This window comes from Pseudomonas sp. GW823-FHT01D03 (genome assembly GCF_058798255.1).
On record NZ_JBXAKK010000001.1, the window covers coordinates 2,459,214 to 2,484,590 of the forward strand.

23 protein-coding genes and 2 pseudogenes are annotated in these 25,377 nt (G+C 59.1%); 19 read left to right on the forward strand and 6 right to left on the reverse strand.

The features are described from left to right. Positions 1-23 precede the first annotated feature (23 nt). From AC1RBR_RS10820 to AC1RBR_RS10830, 3 genes and pseudogenes are all read left to right on the forward strand, one after another. Positions 24-461 carry a hemerythrin domain-containing protein gene (locus AC1RBR_RS10820; RefSeq protein ID WP_492564282.1) on the forward strand — a complete coding sequence of 146 codons (438 nt, stop codon included), beginning with the start codon at positions 24-26 and terminating at the stop codon, positions 459-461. A 222-nt stretch (positions 462-683) separates the two neighbouring features. Then, positions 684-1,319: a lytic polysaccharide monooxygenase auxiliary activity family 9 protein gene (locus AC1RBR_RS10825; protein WP_492564284.1), complete on the forward strand. Its 636-nt coding sequence runs from the start codon at positions 684-686 to the stop codon at positions 1,317-1,319. Positions 1,320-1,359: 40 nt separating this feature from the next. Continuing rightward, positions 1,360-2,382: pseudogene (locus AC1RBR_RS10830) on the forward strand (chitinase); the annotation flags it as partial. Between the two features lie 108 nt (positions 2,383-2,490). Here the strand turns inward: AC1RBR_RS10830 and pdxR are convergent. Further along, the gene (pdxR, locus tag AC1RBR_RS10835) at positions 2,491-3,951 is read right to left on the reverse strand and encodes a MocR-like pyridoxine biosynthesis transcription factor PdxR (protein WP_492564286.1); all 1,461 of its coding nucleotides are present in this window, start codon (positions 3,949-3,951) and stop codon (positions 2,491-2,493) included. A 188-nt stretch (positions 3,952-4,139) separates the two neighbouring features. Between pdxR and AC1RBR_RS10840 the strand changes: the two genes are divergently transcribed. From AC1RBR_RS10840 to AC1RBR_RS10890, 11 genes and pseudogenes are all read left to right on the forward strand, one after another. Next, positions 4,140-5,681: an FAD/NAD(P)-binding protein gene (locus tag AC1RBR_RS10840; protein WP_492564287.1), complete on the forward strand. Its 1,542-nt coding sequence runs from the start codon at positions 4,140-4,142 to the stop codon at positions 5,679-5,681. After that, positions 5,678-6,889 carry an MFS transporter gene (locus AC1RBR_RS10845; RefSeq protein ID WP_095138972.1) on the forward strand — a complete coding sequence of 404 codons (1,212 nt, stop codon included), beginning with the start codon at positions 5,678-5,680 and terminating at the stop codon, positions 6,887-6,889. Before AC1RBR_RS10840 ends, AC1RBR_RS10845 begins: the two co-directional genes overlap by 4 nt. A gap of 47 nt (positions 6,890-6,936) precedes the next feature. Continuing rightward, positions 6,937-8,130, forward strand: a pseudogene (locus tag AC1RBR_RS10850) (pyridoxal phosphate-dependent aminotransferase); the annotation flags it as partial. A gap of 209 nt (positions 8,131-8,339) precedes the next feature. Then, positions 8,340-9,119, forward strand: a complete 780-nt coding sequence (locus AC1RBR_RS10855; RefSeq protein WP_492564289.1) for a YqcI/YcgG family protein — start codon at positions 8,340-8,342, stop codon at positions 9,117-9,119. After that, positions 9,119-9,958, forward strand: coding sequence for an arginase family protein (locus AC1RBR_RS10860; protein WP_115985544.1), 840 nt, complete (start codon positions 9,119-9,121; stop codon positions 9,956-9,958). Before AC1RBR_RS10855 ends, AC1RBR_RS10860 begins: the two co-directional genes overlap by 1 nt. After that, on the forward strand, positions 9,951-10,808 hold the full coding sequence (gene dapF, locus AC1RBR_RS10865) for a diaminopimelate epimerase (protein ID WP_167797070.1): 858 nt from the start codon (positions 9,951-9,953) through the stop codon (positions 10,806-10,808). The genes AC1RBR_RS10860 and dapF overlap by 8 nt, the downstream gene beginning before the upstream one ends. Further along, complete coding sequence (gene cysK / locus AC1RBR_RS10870; protein WP_027614693.1) at positions 10,795-11,757, forward strand: cysteine synthase A; 963 nt, start codon at positions 10,795-10,797, stop codon at positions 11,755-11,757. Before dapF ends, cysK begins: the two co-directional genes overlap by 14 nt. A gap of 48 nt (positions 11,758-11,805) precedes the next feature. Continuing rightward, entirely contained in the window at positions 11,806-12,957 is a 1,152-nt protein-coding gene (gene metX / locus AC1RBR_RS10875; protein WP_081730311.1) for a homoserine O-acetyltransferase MetX, read from the forward strand. Further along, complete coding sequence (locus tag AC1RBR_RS10880) at positions 12,944-13,687, forward strand: SDR family oxidoreductase (protein WP_096795626.1); 744 nt, start codon at positions 12,944-12,946, stop codon at positions 13,685-13,687. Before metX ends, AC1RBR_RS10880 begins: the two co-directional genes overlap by 14 nt. Before the next feature lie 48 nt (positions 13,688-13,735). After that, entirely contained in the window at positions 13,736-14,650 is a 915-nt protein-coding gene (gene dcsG, locus AC1RBR_RS10885; RefSeq protein WP_492564292.1) for a D-cycloserine synthetase, read from the forward strand. Positions 14,651-14,758: 108 nt separating this feature from the next. Then, the gene (locus AC1RBR_RS10890) at positions 14,759-15,349 is read left to right on the forward strand and encodes an NUDIX domain-containing protein (protein WP_492564294.1); all 591 of its coding nucleotides are present in this window, start codon (positions 14,759-14,761) and stop codon (positions 15,347-15,349) included. 126 nt (positions 15,350-15,475) lie between these two features. Here the strand turns inward: AC1RBR_RS10890 and AC1RBR_RS10895 are convergent, their stop codons facing one another. Continuing rightward, the gene (locus tag AC1RBR_RS10895; protein ID WP_492564295.1) at positions 15,476-15,991 is read right to left on the reverse strand and encodes a methylated-DNA--[protein]-cysteine S-methyltransferase; all 516 of its coding nucleotides are present in this window, start codon (positions 15,989-15,991) and stop codon (positions 15,476-15,478) included. 150 nt (positions 15,992-16,141) lie between these two features. Here AC1RBR_RS10895 and ggt point away from each other — a divergent pair, with 150 nt between their 5' ends. Together ggt and AC1RBR_RS10905 are read left to right on the forward strand one after the other, a co-directional pair. After that, entirely contained in the window at positions 16,142-17,869 is a 1,728-nt protein-coding gene (gene ggt, locus AC1RBR_RS10900; protein ID WP_095138990.1) for a gamma-glutamyltransferase, read from the forward strand. Positions 17,870-17,938: 69 nt separating this feature from the next. Continuing rightward, on the forward strand, positions 17,939-18,472 hold the full coding sequence (locus AC1RBR_RS10905; RefSeq protein ID WP_492564297.1) for a cysteine hydrolase family protein: 534 nt from the start codon (positions 17,939-17,941) through the stop codon (positions 18,470-18,472). A gap of 377 nt (positions 18,473-18,849) precedes the next feature. On the opposite strand, the gene AC1RBR_RS10910 is transcribed toward AC1RBR_RS10905, so the two are convergent. Then, a complete protein-coding gene (locus AC1RBR_RS10910; protein WP_492564299.1) occupies positions 18,850-19,491 on the reverse strand; it encodes a TetR/AcrR family transcriptional regulator in 642 nt (213 codons plus the stop codon). Positions 19,492-19,730: 239 nt separating this feature from the next. Here AC1RBR_RS10910 and AC1RBR_RS10915 point away from each other — a divergent pair, with 239 nt between their 5' ends. Beyond that, the gene (locus AC1RBR_RS10915; RefSeq protein WP_492564301.1) at positions 19,731-20,366 is read left to right on the forward strand and encodes a hypothetical protein; all 636 of its coding nucleotides are present in this window, start codon (positions 19,731-19,733) and stop codon (positions 20,364-20,366) included. Between the two features lie 42 nt (positions 20,367-20,408). On the opposite strand, the gene AC1RBR_RS10920 is transcribed toward AC1RBR_RS10915, so the two are convergent. Both AC1RBR_RS10920 and AC1RBR_RS10925 read right to left on the reverse strand, forming a co-directional pair. Then, positions 20,409-20,954, reverse strand: coding sequence for a hypothetical protein (locus AC1RBR_RS10920; protein WP_047601640.1), 546 nt, complete (start codon positions 20,952-20,954; stop codon positions 20,409-20,411). Positions 20,955-21,037: 83 nt separating this feature from the next. Beyond that, positions 21,038-21,328: a DUF7693 family protein gene (locus tag AC1RBR_RS10925; RefSeq protein WP_492564303.1), complete on the reverse strand. Its 291-nt coding sequence runs from the start codon at positions 21,326-21,328 to the stop codon at positions 21,038-21,040. A gap of 158 nt (positions 21,329-21,486) precedes the next feature. Between AC1RBR_RS10925 and AC1RBR_RS10930 the strand changes: the two genes are divergently transcribed. After that, positions 21,487-22,932: a SulP family inorganic anion transporter gene (locus AC1RBR_RS10930; RefSeq protein WP_253149988.1), complete on the forward strand. Its 1,446-nt coding sequence runs from the start codon at positions 21,487-21,489 to the stop codon at positions 22,930-22,932. 114 nt (positions 22,933-23,046) lie between these two features. Here the strand turns inward: AC1RBR_RS10930 and AC1RBR_RS10935 are convergent, their stop codons facing one another. Further along, on the reverse strand, positions 23,047-23,940 hold the full coding sequence (locus tag AC1RBR_RS10935; RefSeq protein ID WP_492564305.1) for a DMT family transporter: 894 nt from the start codon (positions 23,938-23,940) through the stop codon (positions 23,047-23,049). A gap of 88 nt (positions 23,941-24,028) precedes the next feature. Between AC1RBR_RS10935 and AC1RBR_RS10940 the strand changes: the two genes are divergently transcribed. Further along, positions 24,029-25,360, forward strand: coding sequence for an aminotransferase-like domain-containing protein (locus AC1RBR_RS10940; protein ID WP_096795617.1), 1,332 nt, complete (start codon positions 24,029-24,031; stop codon positions 25,358-25,360). Positions 25,361-25,377 lie beyond the last annotated feature (17 nt).

Here is a 25,377-nt window from a genome sequence, read left to right on the forward strand (position 1 = left end):
AACGCGGTTGATGAGGATCCCCCATGAATATTTTCGAAGCCCTTCGCGAAAGCCACGACCGCCAGCGCAGTTACGCCAAAGCCCTGGTCGAAACCAGCGGCGACACCCCGGAGCGGGTTGAGGCCTACAAACAGCTCAAGGCTGAACTTCAGGCCCATGAAACCGCCGAAGAACGCCACTTCTACATCCCGCTGATGGAGTTCGACAACGGTGTTGACCTCAGTCGCCACGCCATCTCCGAGCACCATGAAATGGACGAGATGATGGAAGAACTGGATGAGACCGAGATGTCCAGCCCGGCGTGGCTGGCAACGGCGAAGAAGCTCTCCGAAAAAGTCCATCACCATCTCAAGGAAGAAGAGCAGAAATTCTTCCAGATGGCCGGCAAATTGCTCGATGACAAGCAAAAGGAACAACTCGCTGGCCAGTACGAAAAGGAGTACCAGGCGCAACTGCCATGAGTACTGAATGCCAGTTTTTGCAGTGTCGGCGTGTAGGCCTTTGGCCATGCGTTGGGTGGGTCTTGTCGTAATGGACTGTATATTCATCCAGTATTTTCGGCGTTTTTGACTTGAGACGCCGATTGACTGCGACAAAACCGCCGATGGACAAAAAAACCACCTCCGTTAGCTTGAAGGCCTCTCCTCGGACAGGAGAGTTCTTAAATCAACGGAGTGAAAAACATGAATCAACCACAAGCTCAAACCCAACTGCGACACGGTCGCGTCACCTCTCCAGCCAGCCGCGGTGCGGTAGCCATCGAGCAAGGATTGCTCGGTGCCTGGCAGGTCAACGAAATGGAAGGCGGCAAGAACTTTCCGGCGCTGACGGCAGGGCCTTTTCCTGCGCCGTATGGCAGCGACAGTGACAGTGTCACGCCGCCCGCCGACGGTTACATCCTCAGCGGTGGCAAGACCGATGCCCGTGACTGCGTGAACTTCACCGACGAGGAAATGGGCAAAAAGCTCAATCGTCCGTTCAGCTGGCCACTGCTCAGTGTCACCCCTGGCCAGACGCTGGAAGTGAAGTGGGAATACACCGCGCCGCACACCACACGTGGCTACCGCTGGCTGATCACCAAGGATGGCTGGGATCCGAAGCAACGTATTTCCCGTGCACAACTCGAAGCGCAGCCTTTCGCCGAAGACTTCTACACTCAGGTGCCGTATTACAGCTATCCGGGGGAATTGAAGGCCAAGGTCAATCATTCGGTGAAATTGCCGGCCAACAAAAAGGGCCGTCACGTCATCGTGTTGATGTGGATCGTTGCCAACACCGGCAACGCGTTCTATCAGGCGTTCGACGTCGACTTCAAATAACGGCGTTACGCTCAACCCACAGGTTCTGAAGGATTAGAACATGTCAAATATCGACTTCACGCTAGTGCAAAACCAGGCGGCCGACGCGGCCTCGCTGATGCCGAGCATCGCCGGCAAAAAAATACTCATGGGCTTCTGGCACAACTGGCCGGCGGGTCCAAGTGACGGCTATCGTCAGGGCCGCTTCGCCGAAATCGCTCTGGAAGCGGTGCCCAAGGAGTACAACGTGGTCGCGGTGGCGTTCATGAAGGGCAGCGGAATTCCGACCTTCAAGCCGTACAACGTCTCCGATGCCGAGTTCCGGCGTCAGGTCGGCGTGCTCAACAGCCAGGGGCGGGCGGTGCTGTTGTCCCTGGGTGGCGCCGATGCGCACATCGAGTTGCGCAGCGGGCAGGAACAACCGCTGGCCAATGAAATCATCCGTCTGGTGGAAACCTACGGCTTCGATGGGCTGGACATCGATCTTGAACAGAGCGCGATTGATTTCGCTGCCAACAAGACCGTGCTGCCGGCCGCGCTGAAACTGGTCAAGGATCACTACGCAGGCCAGGGCAAGCACTTCATCATCAGCATGGCCCCGGAGTTTCCGTATCTGACCACCAACGGCAAATACGTCGGTTACCTGCAGGCACTGGAAGGCTATTACGACTTCATCGCGCCGCAGTTCTACAACCAGGGCGGCGACGGGGTCTGGGTACCGGAAGCCAATAATGGCAATGGTGCGTGGATCGCGCAGAACAACGATGCGCTGAAGGAGGACTTCCTCTATTACCTGACCGAAAGTCTGGTGACCGGTACTCGGGGCTTCACCAAAATCCCGGCGGAAAAATTCGTCATCGGCCTGCCGGCCAACGTCGATGCGGCCGCCACCGGTTATGTGATCGACAGCACCGCGGTCGGCAATGCGCTCAAACGTCTGGCGATCAAAGGGCTGCCGATCAAGGGCCTGATGACCTGGTCGGTAAACTGGGACAACGGCGTCAGCAAGGATCGCGTGCCGTATGGCTGGGAATTCAGTCGGCGTTATGGACCGCTGATTCACGGAGCGAAAACAGCGGCACAGGAAACGGATGACACGTTGTCGCGCGTCGCCCGTTAGCAGCAATTAAAGAGCCCGGTAGCGCTGCCGGGCTTTTTTGCGTGGGCCAGGCAAACAATGCCCGGATGTGAGTCATAGCGGAGCGGGTTGTTTATCCGATTGGAGCGCGCTCGATACATTGAATGACTTGACGAGATCCAGCAAGCAGGCAGCCGCCTGATTGATCTGCGTATCGGTAAGCGCCGCGTAGCCAATCAGCACGCCGGGTTTGACCGCGTGACTGCTGGTGAATGCGGATACCGGTTGCAGGCAAAGATTGAAGAGGGCAGCCCGTGCGCAGAATTCTCTTTCATCAATGTCTGCGGGTAACCAGAGCACAAAATGTAATCCGGATTGCTCGCCGGAAATCTGCAGATCAGGGTTTTCTCGCAGCTTTGAGATCAGCAAATCGCGTCGATGTTGATACGTCTGTCGCGAGATGCGCAAATGCCGTACATATTTTCCGGTGCAGAGAAACTGGTTGAGTGCGAGCTGACCCAGTATGCCGGGCGTCTGGCCGGTGTCTTCGATGAGGTTGATGACTTTCTTCTGTAAATGTTTGGGAATGACCATGAAGCCCAGACGAAAGTTGCTGAACAGGGTTTTATTGAAGCTGCCGCAGAAAATCACCCGGTCGTTTGTATCTATTGATTTGATGGCGGGCAGGGGAGCACTGCCATAGTTGTACTCGCTGTCGTAGTCGTCTTCGATGATGATCGCATTTGCAGCGGTGGCCGAGGCCAGCAGGGCCTTGCGGCGTGCCATGCTCATGCAGACACCCAAAGGAGCCTGGTGGGAGGGCGTGACATAAATGGCCTGAACCGGACTGGCGGGTGACAACGCTTCAACGATCAGACCTGCATCGTCCACTGGAATATCGATGATTGTGTTGCCGGAACAATTGAATATCCGCCGGGCCCAGTAATAGCCGGGATCTTCCATGGCAACGACGGCCTCTTTTCCCAATACCCGGCTGATAAGGTCGAGACAGTGTCTGATGCCATGGGTAATCACGATGTCCTGAGGTGAGCAGTCAATCCCGCGGTAGATCTGGATATGGTCGCAAATGGACTTGCGCAAGTTTTCGTCACCGCCGAGTGACGAGGCCGATACTGCGGTGGCGAGGTCTTTGGCGGAAGGTGTGCATAACGACTTTACATCTTTTTCTTCGAGCAATCCCGGATCGGCCAGTCTGGCAATAAACGGTACATATGGCTGTAAATAAGTAATGGGAGCAGGTGAATCGGATGACCGGTGAGTATCAAGTTCGACTTGCAGTTCCTTAGTTCTGGTCGCGGCGATCAGATTGTCCGGCAATGTTGCGCAGACCACCGAGCCGGCACCTCGCTTGCGAATGATGAAACCTTCTTCGCGTAATTGATCGAAAACAGTTTCCAGGGTCCCTCGGGAAACTCCCCATCTTTGCGCAAGCGTGCGCGTGGAGGGCAGCGCTTCGCCGGACGGGAGCCGGCCGGAACTGATCAGGTGTTCAAGGAAACGGCACAAAAGCTGATGTTTGGTGGACAGCGAATGTTCGGTCAATTCGAACGGCAAGACTAGGTCGAGGCCAACTGGCCGCTTACCTCTGGTCATAGTGGTACACACCAAAATCCATTTAATGGATCTTCATCTTAGCGCGGCATACAAATACGCTCAACGCCGCTCAAGCTAACGCGTTGAGGGGTGGCGCGCGAGTCATTGGGGTCAAGAGAAACTGGATTGGTATAGGGATATCGTCGGCAATGACTGCTTTTGAAAAACTGTCAACACTCAATAAGACTAATCATCGCGAGCCGCAACTAAAGATTGCGATAGTCGGAGGGGGTGCAACAGCGATTAGTGTAATTGATGCGTTGCAGCGCGACGTTAAGCTGAAAAATATGGATGTTGCAATTACTCTCTATGAGCCTGACAAGAAAATCGGTCCAGGTCGCGCTTATCAAAACGATGGTGATTATGGATTGATTAATCGCCAGGCCCGATTCATGTCCGTTAAAAGTGACGATCCCCGGCACTTTGTAGGATGGGTCACTCATAAATATGGAAGTGCACTGGCGCAACTTGATTTCTTGCCCCGTCACTATTTTGGTGAGTACCTGTCCGATTGTTTTGCCGAGCAAGTGGCGCTGGCGCGTGACCTCAAGCGACCGATTCGGGTGATCGGGCAAAAGGTCACCAGCCTGACGATGCACGATGACAAAGCGGTCGTCGGTGTCGAAAACGGGCCGCAACAAGTATTTGACCGGGTGATTCTGTGCATCGGTACCGCTGAACCGGCAGATATCTTCTCGTTGGCCTGTTCCCAGAATTACATCGGTAATCCGTATCCGATGTGGACCAAGTTTTCCGCGATTGGCGGCGACGATCAGGTGGCGATCATTGGTTCCAGCCTCTCTGCTGTCGATGCAGTCCTGGCCCTGAGTGCCCAGGGACACCGCGGCAAGATCGTCATGCTGTCGCGCAATGCGCTGCTGCCAGCGGTGCGCATGCCGCATCACGACTTCACTTACAAGGTCATCACCCGCGAGCGTATCGAAGAGCTGCGTGATGAAGCGGGGATGATCTCTTGGTCGAAATGGCTTGGCCTGATCACCTTCGAACTGACTGCCCAAGGCGTGGATCTGGAGAAGCTCAAGGCTGAACTGGCGCCAGGTCAACTGCCGTTCGAGCGGCTGGAGCGCCATCTTCAGGCGTCGGCCCGCGGCGAAAAGTGGCTGTCCATCCTGATTGATATTGCCAACGACTACGTCGAGCTGGCCTGGGACAGCCTGAGTGCTGGCGATCGCAGTTACTACATGGCCAACTACCATTCGATTTTCATGAGCCTGTGCAACCCGATGCCTCCGGCAACGGCCAACAAGTTGCGCAACATGCTTGAGTCCGGGCACCTCGTGATTCGCCCTGGCCTGAAGGGCGTGGAGCTGAGCCCTGGTGGTGGTTTTGTCCTCAATTATCAGGCAGGCGCCTGTCATGCCGACTGGGTCATCAATGCCACGCGATCTGAAACGGGTGGCGTCGGGCAGACAGGTACCGAGCTGGTGTCCTCGATGGTCAACAATGGCGTCGCTCAGCACCATCCGTTTGGTGGCCTGCACGTGTCATTCGGTTCGCACAAGGTCATCGACCGCAGTGGCAAGGCCAGCGACGCTATTTATGCCTTGGGCCAACTGGCTGCCGGTAACCATTACTACACCAGTTCACTGGCCATGATCACACGTCAGATCGACCGGGTTCTGCCGCATTTGCTGACGACTGATCAATACCTCAAGGAGCTTTCTGCGTGAAATCCAGCCGCCCCGGAATCCTGTTACCTGCAGCGTTGTTGTCGGCTGTAATCGTGCCGCAGCTCGGACTTGGCCTGATGACGCCTACGGTTGCAAAACTGGCGGAAGAGTTTCGAGTCCCCCATGAGGCGATTCAGGAAACATTCGTTGTTTACATGATCGGGTATGCGTTGTCCGTGGTATTGGCGGGGATTCTTGCCGATCGTATCGGAGCCCGTCGTGTACAGATTTCGGGGTTGTTGATTTGTGCTGCCGGGTGCCTGCTTGCAGCGTTCTCGGACTCCTTTTACCTGTTTGCGGTTGCGCGTTTCATGCAGGCCCTCGGAGGGTGTGTAGGGACCGTAACCACCAGACTGATCGTGAAATCCGATTATCCGGAAAGCAAACGCCTGCGAATTCTCACCACTCTTGCCTCGGCGATAGCGCTCACACCGTGTATTGCACCGTTGCTCGGCGGCATGCTGTTACCTTCGTTGGGATGGCGCTGGATGATGGGCGGCGTGGGGATCTTCAATCTCGCGGCATTGGTGCTTTTCTGGCAGGTCGACACCTCTCCGGGGGCATCGGATTCGACGGGCCGCAGCATCATTGCCGTTTATGCCGCCAACTTCAAAAATGCGGATTATCTGGCTTATGCCGCCGGGATCAGTCTGGTGTGGATGAGTTACTTCGTGTTCCTGTCCTGTTCGACTTATGCGCTGCAGACGGAACTGGGCATGTCCAGTCTGGGTTACGGCGCGGTGATCTCCCTGTGCGCCGTCGGTTATGTGATTGGCAGTACGCTGGCGCGAGCATTGAGCGCCAGGTGGGCGTTGAACGAGATCCTGCTGCTTGGAAGCAGGGTAGGCATGGCCGGGTGCATGTTGCTGGGCATTCTGCTGTCGGTGTTCGGCAGTGTGCTGCCGGCGCTGCTGATTCCGATGGTGTTCATTCTGTTGTCGGTCGGGATGGTGATTCCCGCGACTCAGGCCGGATTATTGAAGAGTGTCAGCCGCGATATCGGTATTTCCTCCGGGCAGTTTTTCTTTTTCCAGATGGCGGCGGGGGCCGGTTACGGTTTGCTGGTCAGCTCCTTTTCCGAACTGGGCGTTCGTGGCCTGGCACTGTTTATCGCCATTCCGATGGTCGTGTTGTTCGTTTTCCTGAATATGTCGCGGGCACTGTCGAAGTCCCCGGATGAGCAGTTGAAGGCAGTCTCTCGGACCTGAGTTTGCTGTTGCTGCGACCCTGATAAAAAAAACAAGGATGTGTAGTCGTGCAGTATCTGAAATCGCTGAAGTTGAACAGTGTGTGTTATGACATTCGTGGCCCGGCACTGGAGCAGGCCAGAAAGATGGAGGAGGACGGCCAGCGCATTCTCAAGCTGAACATCGGCAATCCCGCGCCCTTCGGTTTCGAGGCACCCGACGAGATACTCCAGGATGTGATCCGTAATTTGCCGACGGCGCAAGGTTATAGTGACTCCAAAGGCTTGTTCAGCGCCCGCAAGGCCGTCATGCAGTACTGTCAGCAGAAGCAGATCGAGGGCGTCGGCGTCGACGATATCTACTTGGGCAATGGTGTCTCCGAGCTCATTGTGATGTCACTGCAGGCGCTGCTGAACAACCGCGATGAAGTGCTGGTGCCCGCACCGGATTATCCGTTGTGGACCGCTGCGGTGAGTCTTGCCGGGGGCAATGCGGTGCACTACATGTGCGACGAACAGCAGGACTGGTGGCCGGACCTTGATGACATACGGGCCAAAATCACCCCTAACACCCGAGCTTTGGTGATCATCAACCCCAACAATCCCACCGGTGCGGTGTATCCGCGAGACGCGCTGCTGGGAATGCTGGAGATCGCGCGCCAGCACAATCTGGTGGTGTTCTCCGACGAGATCTACGACAAGATTCTCTACGACGAGGCGGTGCACATCAGCACCGCCTCGCTGGCGCCGGACCTGCTGTGCCTGACCTTCAACGGCTTGTCCAAGTCGTACCGGGTGGCCGGGTTCCGCTCCGGCTGGCTGGTGATTTCCGGGCCGAAGCAGCATGCCGCCGGCTACATCGAAGGCATCGACATGCTGGCGAACATGCGCCTGTGCGCCAACGTTCCGGCCCAGCATGCGATCCAGACCGCGCTGGGGGGTTACCAGAGTATCAATGACCTGGTCTTGCCTCAGGGGCGCCTGCTCGAACAGCGCAACCGGGTGCATGAACTGCTCAACGCTATTCCCGGCGTCAGTTGCGTCAAGCCGATGGGCGCGCTGTACGCATTTCCAAGGATCGATCCGAAAATTTGCCCGATCAAGGATGACGAAAAGTTTGTCCTCGAACTGCTGATGTCGGAAAGGCTGCTGGTGGTCCAGGGAACCGCGTTCAACTGGCCCGCAGCCGACCATTTCCGCGTGGTCACGTTGCCGGCATTGCCGGACATCGAAGACGCCATGGCGCGGATTCATCGATTCATCAGCAGCAGGTCAGTCAACAACCTGAGCGTTCGCCGAATGTCGAATAACGCCCGGGACCTGTGGCCGGTCTTCTGATTCCAGACGCAGATCAAGTAAGCAAGTTGTCATGCCAGACGTAAGTTCGTGGCAGGTGTGACAGCGCGAAGTGCCAGACGGCTGGATGCCACGCTCGGCCATCTCTCTAAGTTGTGCAGCATAAAGGAATGAGTATGCGGAACTTTGATGCGCAGGTTTCTTATCGGGTCATGCTTTCTCAGGATGAGATTAATCATCGTGGGGTCGGTTGGGAAAAAGAGGCTTTGAATGAACTGGAAGAGCGACTTGGGGCAGGGTCCGACTTTCCCTGCATCTTTTCCAAGAATGCATTCAAGAAGTCTTCGATCAAGTTTGTATTTGTCGACACTTTGGATGCCCAAGGGCTGGCGAAACTGGCTGAAGGCTTGAAAGAGTATGTGACGCTTTCCAGAACATGGAGTGGTTCAATCGAAGACGCTTATCCGCTTATCGTGTTCTTTTCAACCGACGCAATATTCGCCAGTACGGCGCAGGAGTATCAGGCCGCGGGGTGGGGCGTGTTGCAGAGCCTGCACTGGCTGGATGAAAGCCCGTGGCCGGACAGCGTCGATGTCGACCCGGAGTCACCGTTCTGGTCGATGTGCTTCGCGGGAATGCAACTTTTTGTGAATATGAGTTCTCCCGCACACAAACTTCGCAAGAGCAGAAACCTCGGGTCGAGATTTGCGCTGGTGATTAATCCGCGTGAACGCTTCGATGTATTTGCCGGCGATACCGTGGGCGGACGTAATGTTCGCGCCAATATACGTAAACGCATCCTTAAATATGATTCGGTGCCCCACGCCTTGCAATTGGGCGGGTTTGGCTCTGACGCCAAAGAGTGGTGGCAATACGGTTTGATTGAAGAAAATGCAGAGCGTACGGATGTTTGTCCATTCAAACATTCCAGCCATGAAAATAAAGAGGAAGCCTGATGTTCAAGTTGATTGTATCCAACGGCAGAGTGGCAGACCGCACGGCATTTACCCGTATCGGTGCGTTGAAGGCCGCGTCGGCACTTGAAGCAAAGTACGGTGTAGCGCCGCTGTATATCGGTGATGGCAGTTGCGAGCCGGCTGCCGATGACTGGACAGTCAGTCTGCCGGCAGGACGCGAGCAGATCGATTCGCTGCATCGCGCCGTGGCCTGTGCGGTAGAGGAGCAGCAACTCACAGTGGTCATCAACGGCACCTGCCCGGCCAGCCTGGGCAGCGTACCTGCGGTGGCCAGACATTACCCGGACCTTTGCCTGGTGTGGGTCGATGCCCATGGTGACTTCAATATTCCGACGACCACTGACACGGGCTACCTGGGCGGGATGGTGGTGTCGGCATTATGTGGCCTCTGGGACAGCGGCTGTGGCGCCGGCGTGCGTGCGGAGAACGTCATTCTGGTCGGCGCGCGTGACATCGACGGGCAAGAGCAGCGTCTGCTGAGCGCCAATAATGTGCGCACGCTTTCCCCGCAGCAGGCAACCGCCGACGCAGTGCGCAGCGCTATCGGCCAATCGAAGGTCTGGGTCCACATCGATTGGGATTCTCTTGAGCCTGGCTATGTGCCCGCCGATTACGCAGTGCCTGACGGTCTGCTGCCACAACAGCTCGCGGCGATCCTGGGAGCGATTCCGCTGGAGCAGATCGTCGGCCTGGAAATCGCCGAGTTCAATGCATCCTGCGATGCGGCGACGGCACAGCGTGCGACCCAGTGCATCATCGATATCGTTGACCCGCTCCTGTCCAAGGCGTGTCTTGAGGCGAGTGTGTGCCATGCATAAACCGCCTGCTGCTGCCCGACTGCGTTTCAGCAAGATGCACGGTGCGGGCAACGACATGATCATTCTCGATCTGCGTGATGCGCAGGATCCGTCGCGCGAATTGTGCAAGTACCTGGCTAACCGCCATAAAGGTATCGGCGCCGATATGGTTCTGGGTGTCAAGGCTGCGCGCAATCCATCGTCCGTGGCCTCGTTCGACATCTGGACGGCGCAGGGCGAGTCCTCCCGGCAATGCGGCAACGGTGCGCGGTGTGTCGCCGCATGGCTGGTTCGGGCAGGTCTGACCGAGGCGTCCGAATTCACCCTCGACAGTCCCTCCGGTACCCACCGGGTCCGGGTCATGGAGGACGGCAACTATCAGATCAGCATGGGCGCGCCGAATTTCTCGCCCGCTGCTATCCCGGTGTTCGGCTTCGACCAAGCGCAGTCGGCTTATCAACTGGAACTCGCCGGGCAACACCTGGCGTGTTCGGCGGTATCGATGGGCAACCCGCATGCGGTGATCGAAGCCGAACGTGATCAGTATGAGATTCCAGCTGTCGGCAGTGCCCTGCAAAACTCCGGGTATTTCTCCCCTGACGTCAACGTCGGGTTTGTACAGCTGCAATCGCGCAACAGGATAAAACTCAAGGTCTACGAATTCGGCGCTGGCGAGACGCTGGCCTGCGGCAGCGGTGCCTGCGCGGCGGTCGCGGTGCTGGCGCGGGCCGGGCGGGTCGACCGCTCGGTCGATGTCGAACTGCCCGGCGGAACCCTTGAAGTGACATGGGAGAGTGACTTGTCCGCAATGTACCTCTCCGGCCCTGCTGAATTCGTATTTGATGGAGAACTCGCTCATGCCGTTGTATGAAAGCATTCTGGACACGATCGGCCGTACGCCAATCGTCAAGCTGCAAAGGCTCGCCCCGGAACACGTCAGCATTTATGTGAAGGTCGAGTCGTTCAACCCCGGTGGTTCGGTCAAGGACCGACTGGCGCTGGCTGTGGTGCTCGACGCCGAAGCCAGAGGCCTGTTGAAGCCTGGCGATACGATCGCCGAATGTACCTCCGGCAACGTCGGCATTGCGTTGGCGATGGTTGCCGCGGCGCGCGGCTATAACTTCGTGGCGATCATGTCCGACAGTTACTCGATCGAACGGCGCAAGCTGATTCGCGCCTATGGCGGCAAGGTTCTGCTGTTTCCTGCTCATCTGGGCAGCAGCGGCGGCAACCAGATTGCCGATGAACTGGCACAGAAATTTGGCTGGTTCAGATCGCGACAATTCGATAACCCGGCCAACCCTTCCTATCACCGCGAAACCACCGCCACCGAAATCCTCGGTGATTTCGCCGGTAAACGCCTGGACTACTTTGTCACCGGTTTCGGCACCAGCGGCACACTGACCGGCGTTGGCCAGATGCTGCGAGTCGCGCGACCTGCGGTGCAGATCGTTGCCGCAGAACCGGAAAATGCTGCGTTGCTGTCGGGCGGCACCTGGGGCGTGCACCAGATCCAGGGACTCGCGCCCAACTTCACGCCGACCATCATGGACAAGACCGTCATCGATAAAGTCCTGACCGTGAACGAGTACGAGGCGCGCGACACTTCGCAGCGCCTGGCCAGGGAAGAGGGGATCTTCGTCGGCATTTCTTCGGGCGCCTCGGTCGCCGCAGCGTTGAAGGTTGCCGAGACCGCAGCGGCCGGTTCCGTGCTGCTGGCCATGCTGCCGGATACCGGTGAGCGTTATCTCTCGACCTTCCTGATGGATGGCATCGCCGAAGGTTCCGACGATGACTGGTTGCAGTCGCTCGAGCCATAACAGGCAACCGGTTACTTGGCGAAGCAGGCGCTCTAAGGGATTAGCATCATGGTGGAAACTCTTCCGGCAGCAGATTACATCGAGTTCGCGCGCCCGTTTCCAATGCATCGTGGAGGTGTACTGGAAGATTTCAGGCTGACGTATGAGACGTTCGGGCAACTGAATGATCGTCGCGACAACATCGTCCTGGTGTTGCCCGGCATGTCCGCCAACAGCCACGTCTGCAGTGTCGCCCGCGATCCTGAGGCGGGCTGGTGGGAGGACTTTGCCGGTTCAGGCAAGCCGATCGATACAGACCGCTGGTATGTGATCTGTTTCAACTACCTGGGTGGTTGCAAGGGCTCGACGGGGCCGCTGTCCACCGAGCGGGCGAGTGGCAGGCCTTACCAGTCGCGCTTTCCCGAGCTGAGCATCGAAGACATCGTCGACACGATCGTCATGGCCGTGAAAGCGCTGGGCATGGCGCAAGTGACCTGCCTGATCGGCGCTTCGATGGGTGGCATGTGTGCGCTGGCCCTGTTGACCCGGCATCCGGGGTTTGTCCGGCATCACATCAACCTGTGCGGCGCGGCCAGTTCACTTCCCGTGTCCACGGCCTTGCGTTCATTGCAGCGGGAAGCCATTCGCAGTGATCCGCTGTGGGCCGGTGGGGAGTATTCGCCGGATGCGCGCCCGATCCACGGCATGACGCTGGCCCGCAAGATCGGCCTGTTGAGTTATCGCTCCGGCGCGCAATTGAATCGCCGTTTCAGCCGCAGCGATCAGGCGGCCGGTAAATCCGCCGGGATGACCCACGACTTTGAAGTCGAGGATTATCTGCAGGCCAATGCCTGGCGATTCGCACGGGATTTCGACCCCAACAGTTATCTGCAGCTAAGCCGCGCGATTGATCTTTATGCCTGTCTGACGCCGCCGCAGGGCGGTTTTCAGACTGCCGGGCTGGAGCAGGTTCTGGTGGTCGGCGTCGAGAGCGACACGCTGTTTCCTGTCGCGCAACAGCAGCACATCGCTCAAGGGCTCGAACAGGATGGTGCCGAGGTGACCTTTGTCCGGCTCGATTGCCCGGACGGACACGACGCCTTTCTGACCGATCTGCGGGCGTTCGGGCCGCTGCTGGAACATTTCATGAATCGTATTGGTTCCGTCCTCCCTGCGGGCAGGGCGGAGCGTTGTCTGGAGTTGCACGATGAACGATTTTGACAAGGTTGCATTGGTAACCGGCGCCAACCGTGGCATCGGTTTTGAGGTGGCGCGACAACTGGCCGCCGAGGGCGTGACGGTGGTGCTCAGTGGCAGGAATTATCAGGCTGTCGCTCAGGCGGCCGATGAGCTGACCGGCATGGGCTTGAAGGCGTTCCCGTGCCTGCTGGATGTCACGGATGAAGACAGCATCGCCTCGGCGGTCAAATTGCTGGAGGCGAAGTTTGGTCGACTGGATATCCTGATCAATAACGCCGCGATCCGTATCGAATCCTACGGGTTGAACCCTTCGCAACAACCACTTCAACAGTGGCGCCAGACGTTTGAAACCAACCTGTTCGGCATGGTCGCGGTGACCCAGCATTGTCTGCCGCTGATTCGCCAGTCTGCGGCCGGACGCATCGTCAACGTATCCAGTCTGCTGGCATCGCTCACCACCCATACGGACGTCGATTCCTACGCCTATTCACCGATGTTCAAATCCTTGCCGGGCTACAGCGCCAGTAAAAGCGGGGTGAATTCGTGGACGGTTCACCTGGCTTACGAACTGCGCGACACGCCCGTCAAGGTCAATGCCGTGCACCCCGGTTACACCAAAACCGGCATGAATGACGGCGCCGGTGATCTCGATGTGCAGGAAGGCGCGCGAACCAGTGTCGCGCTGGCGCTGATCGGCGCCGATGGCCCCACGGGCACTTACCGCCATCAGGATCGCGTGATTCCCTGGTGAGTCGTTGCTGTTTTTCTGCTTTTAACTGTTCAGTAGAAAGGATTCTTCATGATTAAGCTTGCACTCGTCACCGATAAGCCGAACCTGCACATTGACTACGACATGCCGCCATTGCTGGAAGCCTGCAAGCAACTGTCGATCAACGCCGATGTGTGCTTCTGGGACGATCCGTCAGTCGATTGGGCGGCGTATACCGCCGTATTGATCCGTTCACCGTGGGACTGCATTGAAAGCCTCGACGAATTTTTTGCCTGGTGCGACAAGGTGCATGCACTGACCTGCCTGTTGAACGTGCCGTCCGTGGCCCGGTGGGGTTTGAACAAGTTGTACCTGAAGGACATTGCTGCGCGCGGCGTGCCGATTATTCCCAGTGTGTTTCTGGCGCCCGACGACGCTCCCGAGGTTTATCTGGCTGACTTCCTCGACGCGAACACCGACAGCCGCGAATTTGTCGTCAAACCGACGATCGGCTCGTATTCGCGCGGAGTGAAACGGTTTGTCCGCGGCGGTTCCGAGGCCGCGCTGGCGCACATCCGCGCGCTGCAAAAGCGCGGTTCGCACGTGATCATCCAGCCGTACATCACCACCATCGACACTTACGGCGAGACGGACCTGACCTTCTTCGATAACACCTTCAGCCATTCCATCCGCAAGGGCGCCATGCTCATGGCGGACGGTACGGTGAACGTGCCGACCCCCGAATTTCGCCAGCCGCGCGAGGCGGATGCCGAGGAGCAGGCGGTGGCGCTATCGGCGCTGGTGGCTTCTGCCGAGGTGCTCGGACTTGAGCTGCCGTTGCTCTATGGCCGGGTCGACGTGATCCGCGACTATGACGGTCGGCCGATGATCATGGAGATGGAGATTTGCGAACCGTCGCTCAACCTGCCGTTTCGCGCCGACAGTGCGCTGAACCTGATCAAGGGCGTGCTCAAGCGCATCGACCGGCACCTGGTCGATCTCTGACAACCTCCGCGAACGCCGATTAACAAGCCCGACAGCATTGCCGGGCTTTTTTTGTGCGCGCGATTATTCGACTATGGGCGTTTTCCGATGGCACAAGGAACAGGCGTCATGACCAAGACAGCCGAGCGGGTCAACATTGTCGACACTCAGGTGTTGTCCCACGACTGGTATCTGTTGCAGAAAATCACCTTCGACTACCTGCGCAACAACGGTGACTGGCAGCGGCAGACTCGCGAGGTCTACGACCGTGGCAATGGCGCGGCGATTCTGTTGTTCAACCGCGACAAGCGCACGGTGGTGCTCACCCGCCAATTCCGCTTGCCGGTGTTCGTCAACGGCCACGACGGCTTGTTGATCGAAGTGGCGGCGGGGCTGCTGGAAGGTGCGGCGCCGGAACAGCGGATCCGCGACGAGGCCGAAGAGGAAACCGGTTACCGCGTGCATGAGGTGAAGAAGGTCTTTGAGGCCTACATGAGCCCCGGCTCGGTGACCGAAAAGTTGCACTTTTTCATCGCCGAATACGACGCGAAGTCGAAGGTCAGCGAGGGCGGCGGTCTGGAAGAAGAAACCGAAGAACTGGAAGTGCTGGAGTGGCGCTTCGATGAGGCACTGGCGGCGTTTCAGCGCGGCGAGATCTGCGACGCCAAGACCATCATGCTGTTGCAGTATGCGGCGATGAATAATCTTTTCGACAGCTGATTCAGCGCCAATCCATTGTGGCGAGGGAGCTTGCTCCCGCTGGGCTGCGCAGCGGCCCCAGGTTTTTGCCAGTTCTGCGCACTGGAGCGGGAGCAAGCGCCCTCGCCACATATGGCATTTACAGGGTTAAAACAGGTCGCCTGTTCTACCGACATCAGACCAGTCACCACCCTCCAGCACCAGCAACCGCTCTTTGGCCTCAAGCCCGCCCGCAAACCCGGTCAACTTCCCCGACGCGCCGATCACCCGATGACACGGCGCCACAATCGAAATCGGATTGCGCCCGTTCGCCGCGCCCACCGCACGCACCGCCGTCGGGTTGCCGATCTGCTCGGCGATCTGGCTGTAAGTGCGGGTTTCGCCAAACGGAATGGTCAGCAGCGCCGCCCAGACCTTCTTCTGAAAATCGGTGCCGACAAAGTCCAGCTCCAGATCGAAACGATCACGGCGGCCGGCAAAATATTCTTCAAGCTGCTGCGCGGCTTGCTGCAGCAGCGGATTGTCCGGTGCTTCAGTCATCGGCCCGAGGCGCACCCGGCCCGGTTTGTCGTTTTCCCAGAGGATGGCCGCCAGTCGTGCGCCGTTCGCCACCAGCTTCAATTCGCCGACCGGTGAGGGCAGGGTGATGAACGTATAAGACATGGACAGAACTCCGGATCGGTACGGCGAGAGCCCCCAGCATACTGCCTGAGCGGGGAGGCGCAAATCGCAATAGCGACCATACTGCTTGGTGCTTTTGCTGCGTTCCCCTCTGTTCTGCACAGAACCCGAAAACAAAAAAGAGATCGACTCATGAAGTACGAACCTTTGGCCAAAACGCTGATTGCGACGTCACTGGCACTGAGCTGCCTCATGGCCCACGCCGCTTCCGTAGCACCGGTTGCCGCCGAAAACGGCATGGTGGTCACCGCTCAACACCTGGCCTCACATGTCGGCGTCGATGTGTTGAAAAACGGCGGTAACGCGGTGGATGCGGCGGTCGCTGTGGGCTATGCGCTGGCGGTGGTGTATCCCGCAGCGGGCAACCTCGGCGGTGGCGGTTTCATGACCATTCAACTGGCGGACGGGCGCAAGACGTTCCTCGACTTCCGCGAAAAAGCCCCCCTGGCGGCGACCGCCAACATGTACCTGGACAAGGACGGTAACGTCGTCCCGGATCTGAGCACCCGTGGTCACCTCGCCGTGGCAGTGCCGGGCACCGTGTCGGGCATGGAGCTGGCGCTGAGCAAGTACGGCACCAAACCGCGCAAGGACATGATCGCCCCGGCGATCAAACTGGCTGAGGACGGTTTCGAACTGGAGCAGGGCGACGTCGATCTGCTGGACTACGCCACCGATATGTTCAAGAAGGACATGCGTGATTCCGGCTCGATCTTCCTGCACAACGGCGAGCCGATGCAGGTCGGGCAGAAACTGGTGCAGAAGGATCTGGCGAAAACCCTGCGCACCATCTCGGACAAAGGCGCCGACGGTTTTTACAAGGGCTGGGTGGCCGACGCCATCGTCACATCCAGTCAGGCCAACAAGGGCATCATCACCCAGGCCGACCTCGACAAATACAAGACCCGCGAACTGGCCCCGGTGGAGTGCGATTACCGTGGCTACCATGTGGTCTCGGCACCACCGCCAAGCTCCGGCGGGGTGGTGATCTGCGAGATCATGAATATTCTCGAAGGCTATCCGATGAAGGATCTGGGCTTCCATTCGGCCCAGGGCATGCACTATCAGATCGAAGCGATGCGTCATGCCTATGTGGATCGCAACAGCTATCTGGGCGACCCGGATTTCGTGAAGAATCCGATCGAGCACCTGCTGGACAAGAACTACGCCACCACGCTGCGCAATGCGATCCAGCCGCAGAAGGCCGGGATCTCCGCCGAGCTGAAACCCGGCGTCGCCCCGCATGAAGGCAACAACACCACGCACTATTCGATTGTCGACAAGTGGGGCAACGCAGTGTCGGTGACTTACACCCTCAACGACTGGTTCGGCGCCGGGGTGATGGCGAGCAAGACCGGGGTGATCCTCAACGACGAGATGGATGACTTCACCTCCAAGGTCGGCGTGCCGAACATGTACGGTCTGGTGCAGGGCGAGGCCAACGCCATCGCCCCGGGCAAAACCCCGCTGTCGTCGATGAGCCCGACCATCGTCACCAAGGACGGCAAAGTGGTGATGGTGGTCGGTACGCCGGGTGGCAGCCGCATCATTACCGCGACCTTGCTGACCATGCTCAACGTCATCGACTACGGCATGGGCCTGCAGGAAGCGGTCGACGCGCCGCGTTTCCATCAGCAATGGATGCCGGAAGAAACCAACCTTGAAGACTTCGCCGCCAGCCCGGATACCAGGAAGATCCTCGAGAGCTGGGGCCACAAGTTCGCCGGGCCGCAGGACGCCAACCACATCGCCGCGATTCTGGTCGGCGCGCCGTCGCTGGGCGGTAAACCGGTGGGCAAGAACCGTTTCTACGGGGCCAACGATCCACGGCGTAACACCGGGTTGTCATTGGGTTATTGAGCGGCGTAAAAAGGGCGGCGGGGCTTGGCTCCGCCCCCTGTCTCAAGGATCGATCAAGGAAGGCCCATCATGTCTAGCGCATTGCTGATCATCGACGTCCAACAGGCTCTCTGCTCGGGCGAGTATCAGTGCTTCGACATCCACCGTGTGATCGACACCATTAACCAGCTCAGCGCGCGCGCGCGCAAGGCGGGCGTGCGGGTGGTGCTGATTCAGCATGAGGAAAAGGACAGCCCGCTAGCCCATGGGGCCGAAGGTTGGCAACTCGCCGCCGGCCTGCTGACGACCGCCGAAGACCGGCGCGTACGCAAAACCACCCCAGATTGGTTTTATCAGACCGAGCTGGGCAAGCTGCTGCCCAGCGAAGACTTCGAACGTCTGATCATCTGCGGCCTGCAGACCGACTACTGCGTCAATGCCACCGTGCGCCAGGCCCATCAGCTGGGTTACGACGTCGTGCTCGTGGCTGACGCCCATTCCACCGTGGACAACGGCACCATGAGCGCCGAAGACATCATTGCCGAACACAACAAGGACCTGGCGCACCTGACCGGCGCCATGACCCGGGTCGACGTCAAACCCGCAGCCGAGATCATTTTCTAAAACCAGCGCATACCCCTGTGGGAGCGAGCTTGCTCGCGAAGCGGTGGGCCTGTGACGCATGCGTTGGCTGACCCGACGCCTTCGCGAGCAAGCCCGCTCCCACAATGATTGATGGTGTTCACGGATTCCCATGTCCAGCACAAATCCCCTGTGGGAGCGGGTGTTCACAGATTCCCTTGCCCAGCACAAACCCCCTGTGGGAGCGGGCTTGCTCGCGAAAGCGGTGGGCCTGTGACGCATGTGTTAGCTGATCCGACGCCTTCGCGAGCAAGCCCGCTCCCACAATGATTGAGGGTGTTCACAGATTTCCATGTCCAGCATGAGTTCCCTGTGGCGAGCGAGCTTGCTCGCGCCGGCTGCGTAGCAGCCCTCACATTTCAAGTCGCAAACAGAACTCCACGAATCGCCCCAACCTGCGGGGCCACGACGCCCTCCAGCACCAGCCGCGTAATGGTCTCGGCTGCCGTCGCGTAATCCTCATCCTGCGGCACTTCGCGCCCGGTGATGCAGCCTATCTGCCAGCCAATATTGGTGTAGGTGCGGGTTGCCGACCAGATGAACAGCATCAGGTGTTCCGGGTCCACCGGGGCCAGCAGGCCGCGCTCGATCCAGCTGCGCAGGCACTCGACGTTGCGGCGGGCTTCGGCGTGCAGCAGGTCGCGGCATTCGTCTGGCAACTGGCGCCCGCCGAGCAGCAGCTCACCGCTGAATACCTTGGCAATCGCCGGGTGTTCACGGGCGATACGGATGCGCGCGGCGATGTAGGCGCGCAGGCCGATCATGGGATCGTCGCTTTCGCGCAACGCCGCTGAGGCTTCCAGCAGCGGTTCGACAAACTCCAGCAGAACCTTGGAATAGAGGTTTTCCTTGGTCTGGAAGTAGTAATACAGGTTGGCCTTGGGTACGCGGGCGCGAGCGGCGATGTCGCGGGTCTGGGTCGCGTCGAAGCCGTTGGCGGCGAATTCTTCGCTGGCGGCGGCGAGGATCAGTTGCTCGTTGCGTACGCGGATGGCGCTCATGGGAACACGGTGTGAATAGAAGGCATGGGAGATTCGGGCAAAATTTGGTTTCGCAATATACAAAACTATATAGCGATGAGGCCAGCTAACTGCTCGACTCGTGTCAGGGCCGACTGATTTTTTGTGTAAATTTCCCGATTCAGTCTTTCCTCTGGCGAGCGCTCTCTCTAGAATCCGCCCGGCCTTCGCAATGGAGGCTCTTTGATATCATTTGGCTGGGTTCTCATAGGGAAGACAACATGCAATTCGGGAAAATCCTGGCGCTGGGCCTGGTGCTTGCGCTCGGTGGCTGTGCCAGTTTCACCAAAGACGAGGTCGCGCCGGTCAAGCTGCCATCGATGGCCAGCTACGCCAACAAACCCAATGTCTATGTGGACTTCGACTTCTATCAGGGCGAGCCGAAAAGCGCTTCGGCCGTAGAAGTGCCGCAGGCGCGTGACCAGCTCAAGCCTGAGCTGCAAAAGATTCTGAGCGATTCGGGTCTGTTCGGCCGTGTCACCCTGGACGAGTTCCAGAAGCAACCGGGCGACTACAGCCTGCGTCTGAAAATGTACAACCATCCGCCGAATGCCGGTTCGATGGTGCTGGGCTTCATCAGTGGTTTCAGCCTGGGGGTGATCCCGGCATACGGTACCGATCAGTACACCATGAGCCTCGAAGCCGTGGACGGCACAGGTCAGGCCCTGACCACCGCGAGCAACCATGATGCGGTCGGAACCTGGATCGGTATCTGGTTCATTCCGCTGATGGGCAACACCCCGAAGGCGGCGGTCAACGACACATTCGCCCGTCAGGTCAACGCGCTGCTCAAGCAGATGATCGACAACAACAACCTGAAATACTCGGCACTCGAGCCCCGTACTCCACGGGTCTGATGCCAAAAAAAAGAGCCGCAATCGCGGCTCTTTTTTTCGCCCTTACTTCAGGGCCTGGATGAACTGCGGATCGCTGTACAGTTCCTTCAACAGATCACGCAGCATCGGGTTATAGGCGTTGACCGCGTTCGGAATCGCAATGAAACCAAAGAAGCTGCTGCTCCACTGGCTGCTGACATGCTTGGTCGCGTCGTAAACCACGTTCTGCCCATTAAGCAGGGTGAAGCGTGCAGCGAGTTCGCCATCGCCCGTGCCCATGCCGGCCGACAGGTTGTTCTTCACCACCAGCACTTTCAACTGACGCTGAGCCTGCGGATCAAGCAGACCGGCCTTGCGCAGTTCTTCGGTGATCGCGTCCTGGATATGCGCCGGGATGCTGCCGGATGGCGAGCGCACCGGGTTGGCTCGAACTGTCAGCGAACCTTCGCCAGACTCGGCAGTTACCTGAGGATTGCTGATCGCTTGCAGGGGCGGGGTCTGCTTGAGCTTCTGAACGTTTTCGAAGCTCGGCTCATAGCGGGTCATGGTCATGCCACAACCTTGCAGCAGCACTGCCAGCATCGGGATCAACAACAGAGACTTTTTCACGGCGTTTCCTTGCGTGAGGAATAAGGGGGGCGAATTATGGGCAGAGTGCCATCACTGGGCAACCGACTTCACCGTGAAAGTGCTCAGAGCTTCAACAGATTCTCGATCTGCGCCAGTTCCCAGGTACTGAGCAGATTCACCGGGTCGGTGCCGTTACGGCTGTTGAATTGCCATTCGCGGCCATCCGGGCAGCGGCACTGTTCACAGTGATGCAAGTGCCCACCCTCAAAATCAAGCAACAGGCGCCAGCCCTCGATATCGACCGCGATCAGTCCGGCATCACTGGATATCTCGGATCTGTTGAACATCAGCACACCCAGCGCAGCCTCGCGCAAGCGCTGGCAAACGTCGCGGGCGGTCAGCAATGCAGTCATGGTCGTACTCGATGGGGGCAGAAGCGCGTCAGGATAAATCGCGCGTCGACGGGTGTCAGCGATCACTGGCCCGATTCCGAACTATTCCGTAACATTCGCACCCCTCATTTTCGCGAACATCCGCGGCCACCCTCGTTGGCCGCTCAGTCAGGTAAGCCATGAAACCGAAACGTCTGCGCGCCGATGTCCTGGCCGGACTCACCACCTCGTTTGCCCTGTTGCCCGAATGCATTGCGTTCGCGCTGGTGGCGCATCTCAATCCGCTGATGGGCCTGTACGGCGCGTTCATCATTTGTACGCTGACGGCGTTGTTCGGCGGCCGGCCGGGAATGGTCTCCGGCGCAGCAGGTTCGATGGCGGTGGTGATCGTCGCGCTGGTGGTGCAGCACGGCGTGCAATACCTGCTGGCAACGGTGTTGCTCGGTGGTTTGATCATGATGGCGTTCGGCTTGTTGCGCTTGGGCAAACTGGTGCGCATGGTGCCGCACCCGGTGATGCTCGGCTTCGTCAACGGCCTGGCGATCATCATTGCGCTGGCGCAACTGGAGCATTTCAAGAGCGGTGAACACTGGCTCAGCGGCACGCCGCTGTACCTGATGACCGGGCTGGTGTTGCTGACCATGGCCATCGTCTACATCCTGCCGCGCCTGACCCGCGCCGTGCCGCCGGCATTGGTGGCGATTCTCGGTGTTGGCCTGCTGGTCTACCTGTTCGGCCTGCCGACGCGCACCCTTGGCGACATGGCGCACATCGCCGGCGGTCTGCCGAGCTTCGCGCTGCCGGACATCCCGTGGACGCTGGAAACCCTGCGCATCATCGCTCCGTACGCGATTCTGATGGCACTGGTCGGCCTGCTGGAAACCCTGCTGACCCTGAACCTCACCGACGAAATCACTGAAACCCGCGGCTACCCGGACCGCGAGTGCGTGGCGCTGGGCGCGGCGAATGTGGTCTCCGGCGCATTCGGCGGCATGGGCGGTTGCGCGATGATCGGCCAGACCGTGATCAACCTCAGCTCCGGCGGCCGCGGGCGTTTGTCCGGGGTGGTGGCGGGGGTGCTGATTCTGCTGTTCATCCTGTTTCTGTCGCCGCTGATCGAGCGTATTCCGCTGGCGGCACTGGTGGGGGTGATGTTCGTGGTTTCGCAGCAAACCTTTGCCTGGGCGTCGTTGCGGGTGTTGAACAAAGTGCCGCTCAACGATGTGCTGGTGATCATCGCCGTGACCACTATCACCGTGTTCACCGATCTGGCCACCGCCGTGCTGTGCGGGATCATCATTGCCGCGCTGAACTTTGCCTGGCAGCAGGCCCGCGAGTTGTACGCCGATGAACACCTGGAAGCCGACGGCAGCAAGCTCTACCGCCTGCATGGCACACTGTTTTTCGCCTCGACCACGCCGTTCCTCAACCAGTTCGACCCGGCCAATGACCCGGCCCGGGTGACTCTGGACTGCCGGCATTTGAGCTTCGTCGATTACTCGGCGATTGCCGCGTTGAAGACCCTGCGCGAGCGTTACCAAAAGGCGGGCAAGGAGCTGCAGGTGTTTCATCTGTCCGAGCGCTGCAAGAAGCTGTTGAAACGCGCCGGCGTCGAACACCACTGAGTGCAGTTGTGGGAGCGGGCTTGCTCGCGAAGGCGGTATGTCGGTGAAACGGTATCGACTGCCATTACGCCTTCGCGAGCAAGCCCGCTCCGACAGCGGCGATGCCAAAAATCACTATCGGGAAAATTTCTTCGCCCCGGCCACACAAAGAATCACGCCCACCGTCACCACCAGCATGCCGATGCTGACTTGCTCATGCAGCAACGTCGCTGCCAGCGCCAGGCCGAAAAACGGTTGCAGCAACTGCAGTTGACCAACCGCGGCAATCCCGCCCTGGGCCAGACCGCGATACCAGAACACGAACGCGATCAGCATGCTGAACAGCGAAACGTAGCCCAGACAGACCCATGCCGACACGCTGGTGCCGCTGAAGGACGGCGGGGCCAGCCACAGGCTCGCGATTGCCATCGGGGGCAGCGACAATACCAGCGCCCAACAGATCACCTGCCAGCCACCCAGGGTGCGCGACAGTTTTGCGCCTTCGGCATAACCCAGACCACAGACCAGAATCGAGGCCAGCATCAGCAGGTCACCGGTGGGCGAGGCGGACAATCCCTGTGACAAGGCGAACCCCACCACCAGAGCACTGCCGAGGATCGAGAAGAACCAGAATACCGGGCGCGGACGCTCGCCACCGCGCAACACGCCAAACAGCGCAGTGGCCAATGGCAGCAAGCCGACAAAGACGATCGAATGCGCCGATGTCACGTGCTGCAATGCCAACGCCGTCAGCAGCGGGAAGCCGAGCACGACGCCCAATGCCACGATCAGCAACGAAAACCACTGATCTCTGGACGGCCGCCGCTCACGGAACAACCACAACAGGGCAACGGCCAGGACGCCGGCAATGGCGGCGCGCGCGACGGTGAGAAACACCGGGTCAAACTCCAGCACTGCCAGGCGCGTCGCCGGAAGCGAGCCGCTGAAGCACACCACGCCAATAAAGCCATTGATCCAGCCGCTGGTTTTTTCCAGTGCCGGGTTGCTCACGTTTGAAGTCCGTTCCATACGATTCACACTCATTGTGGGTTGCTTTGAGAGAATCCTATGATCGAGAATCAGGACAATCAAAAAATTGTCATGGATACATCCCGACATGTCCCGCTCTCGTTACAAGACCCTCGTCGACACTTACGCCGCCGACATTCGCACCGGACGTCTGGCGCCCGGCACCCGTCTGCCGACGCACCGGCAACTGGCCACGCAGGAAGGGCTGGCACTGGTCACGGCCTCGCGGGTGTACGCCGAACTCGAAGCCATGGGGCTGGTCAGCGGCGAAACCGGGCGCGGTACCTTCGTGCGCGAAACCTCGTTGTCGCCGGGGCAGGGCATCGACCAGAAAGACGTGGCCGTCGGCATGATCGACCTCAATTTCAACTACCCGTCCTTGCCCGGTCAGACGCAATTGTTGCGCACCGCACTGCGCCAGTTGGCGTTGTCGGGAGATCTGGAAGCGTTGTTGCGCTATCAGCCCCATGCCGGCCGGGCCCACGAACGGGCTTCGGTCGCGCGCCATTTGCTCAGTCGCGGTGTCAACGTCGACGCCGAGCAAGTGCTGCTGGTCAACGGCGCCCAGCAGGGGCTGGCGGTGACGCTGATGGCGTTGCTCAAGCCCGGCGATGTGATCGCCGCCGATGCGCTGACCTATTCCGGGTTCAAAGTGCTGGCCGAGGCGTTGCATCTGGAAGTGGTGGCGATCCCGGTCAACGAGCAGGGGCCGGATCTGGCCGCGCTGGAAAAACTTTGCCGCAGTCGCTCGGTACGCGCGGTGTACAGCATGCCGACCCTGCACAACCCGCTCGGTTGGGTGATGCCTATCGAGCAGCGCGAAGAATTGGCTGCCATCGCGCGACGGCATGATCTGACCCTTATTGAAGACGCGGCCTACGCTTTTCTGGTGGAAGACCCGCCGCGTCCTCTGATCGACCTGGCGCCTGAGCGCACGGTGTACGTCTCGGGCCTTTCGAAGAACATCGCCACCGGCCTGCGCGTCGGTTTCATTGCTGCGCCTGCGGCCCACGTTCCTGCGTTGGAGCGGGTGATCCGCGCAACCACCTGGAACACCCCGGGACTGATGACCGCGATTGTCTGTGGCTGGCTCGACGACGGCACCGTGATCGAGCTGGAAGCGCAAAAACGCCACGATGCTCAGGCGCGCCAGGCGCTGGCTGCCGAGTTGCTCAAAGGGTTGCCGTGCGTCGCCCATCCAAACTCGTATTTCCTGTGGCTGCCCTTGCCGGAAGACGTGCGTGCCGATCAGATTGTGGTGGAGCTGATGCAGAAGCAGATTTCGGTCACCACCGCCGAGCCGTTCGCCGTATCGGCGCATGTGCCGCATGCGATTCGACTGGCCCTGGGTTCGGTGGAAATGGATGTATTGCGGCAGGCCTTGACCACCGTCAGGAAGGTCATTGCCGCTTACCTGTAAAACGAGGCCCGGGGGGA

Coding starts and splice junctions, on each gene's coding strand:
- AC1RBR_RS10820 (WP_492564282.1), top strand. CDS start 24: ATGAATATTTTCGAAGCCCTTCGCGAAAGCCACGACCGCCAGCGCAGT.
- AC1RBR_RS10825 (WP_492564284.1), top strand. CDS start 684: ATGAATCAACCACAAGCTCAAACCCAACTGCGACACGGTCGCGTCACC.
- AC1RBR_RS10840 (WP_492564287.1), top strand. CDS start 4,140: ATGACTGCTTTTGAAAAACTGTCAACACTCAATAAGACTAATCATCGC.
- AC1RBR_RS10855 (WP_492564289.1), top strand. CDS start 8,340: ATGCGGAACTTTGATGCGCAGGTTTCTTATCGGGTCATGCTTTCTCAG.
- AC1RBR_RS10860 (WP_115985544.1), top strand. CDS start 9,119: ATGTTCAAGTTGATTGTATCCAACGGCAGAGTGGCAGACCGCACGGCA.
- dapF (WP_167797070.1), top strand. CDS start 9,951: ATGCATAAACCGCCTGCTGCTGCCCGACTGCGTTTCAGCAAGATGCAC.
- cysK (WP_027614693.1), top strand. CDS start 10,795: ATGCCGTTGTATGAAAGCATTCTGGACACGATCGGCCGTACGCCAATC.
- metX (WP_081730311.1), top strand. CDS start 11,806: ATGGTGGAAACTCTTCCGGCAGCAGATTACATCGAGTTCGCGCGCCCG.
- AC1RBR_RS10880 (WP_096795626.1), top strand. CDS start 12,944: ATGAACGATTTTGACAAGGTTGCATTGGTAACCGGCGCCAACCGTGGC.
- dcsG (WP_492564292.1), top strand. CDS start 13,736: ATGATTAAGCTTGCACTCGTCACCGATAAGCCGAACCTGCACATTGAC.
- AC1RBR_RS10890 (WP_492564294.1), top strand. CDS start 14,759: ATGACCAAGACAGCCGAGCGGGTCAACATTGTCGACACTCAGGTGTTG.
- AC1RBR_RS10895 (WP_492564295.1), bottom strand. CDS start 15,991: ATGTCTTATACGTTCATCACCCTGCCCTCACCGGTCGGCGAATTGAAG.
- ggt (WP_095138990.1), top strand. CDS start 16,142: ATGAAGTACGAACCTTTGGCCAAAACGCTGATTGCGACGTCACTGGCA.
- AC1RBR_RS10905 (WP_492564297.1), top strand. CDS start 17,939: ATGTCTAGCGCATTGCTGATCATCGACGTCCAACAGGCTCTCTGCTCG.
- AC1RBR_RS10910 (WP_492564299.1), bottom strand. CDS start 19,491: ATGAGCGCCATCCGCGTACGCAACGAGCAACTGATCCTCGCCGCCGCC.
- AC1RBR_RS10915 (WP_492564301.1), top strand. CDS start 19,731: ATGCAATTCGGGAAAATCCTGGCGCTGGGCCTGGTGCTTGCGCTCGGT.
- AC1RBR_RS10925 (WP_492564303.1), bottom strand. CDS start 21,328: ATGACTGCATTGCTGACCGCCCGCGACGTTTGCCAGCGCTTGCGCGAG.
- AC1RBR_RS10930 (WP_253149988.1), top strand. CDS start 21,487: ATGAAACCGAAACGTCTGCGCGCCGATGTCCTGGCCGGACTCACCACC.
- AC1RBR_RS10935 (WP_492564305.1), bottom strand. CDS start 23,940: ATGGAACGGACTTCAAACGTGAGCAACCCGGCACTGGAAAAAACCAGC.
- AC1RBR_RS10940 (WP_096795617.1), top strand. CDS start 24,029: ATGTCCCGCTCTCGTTACAAGACCCTCGTCGACACTTACGCCGCCGAC.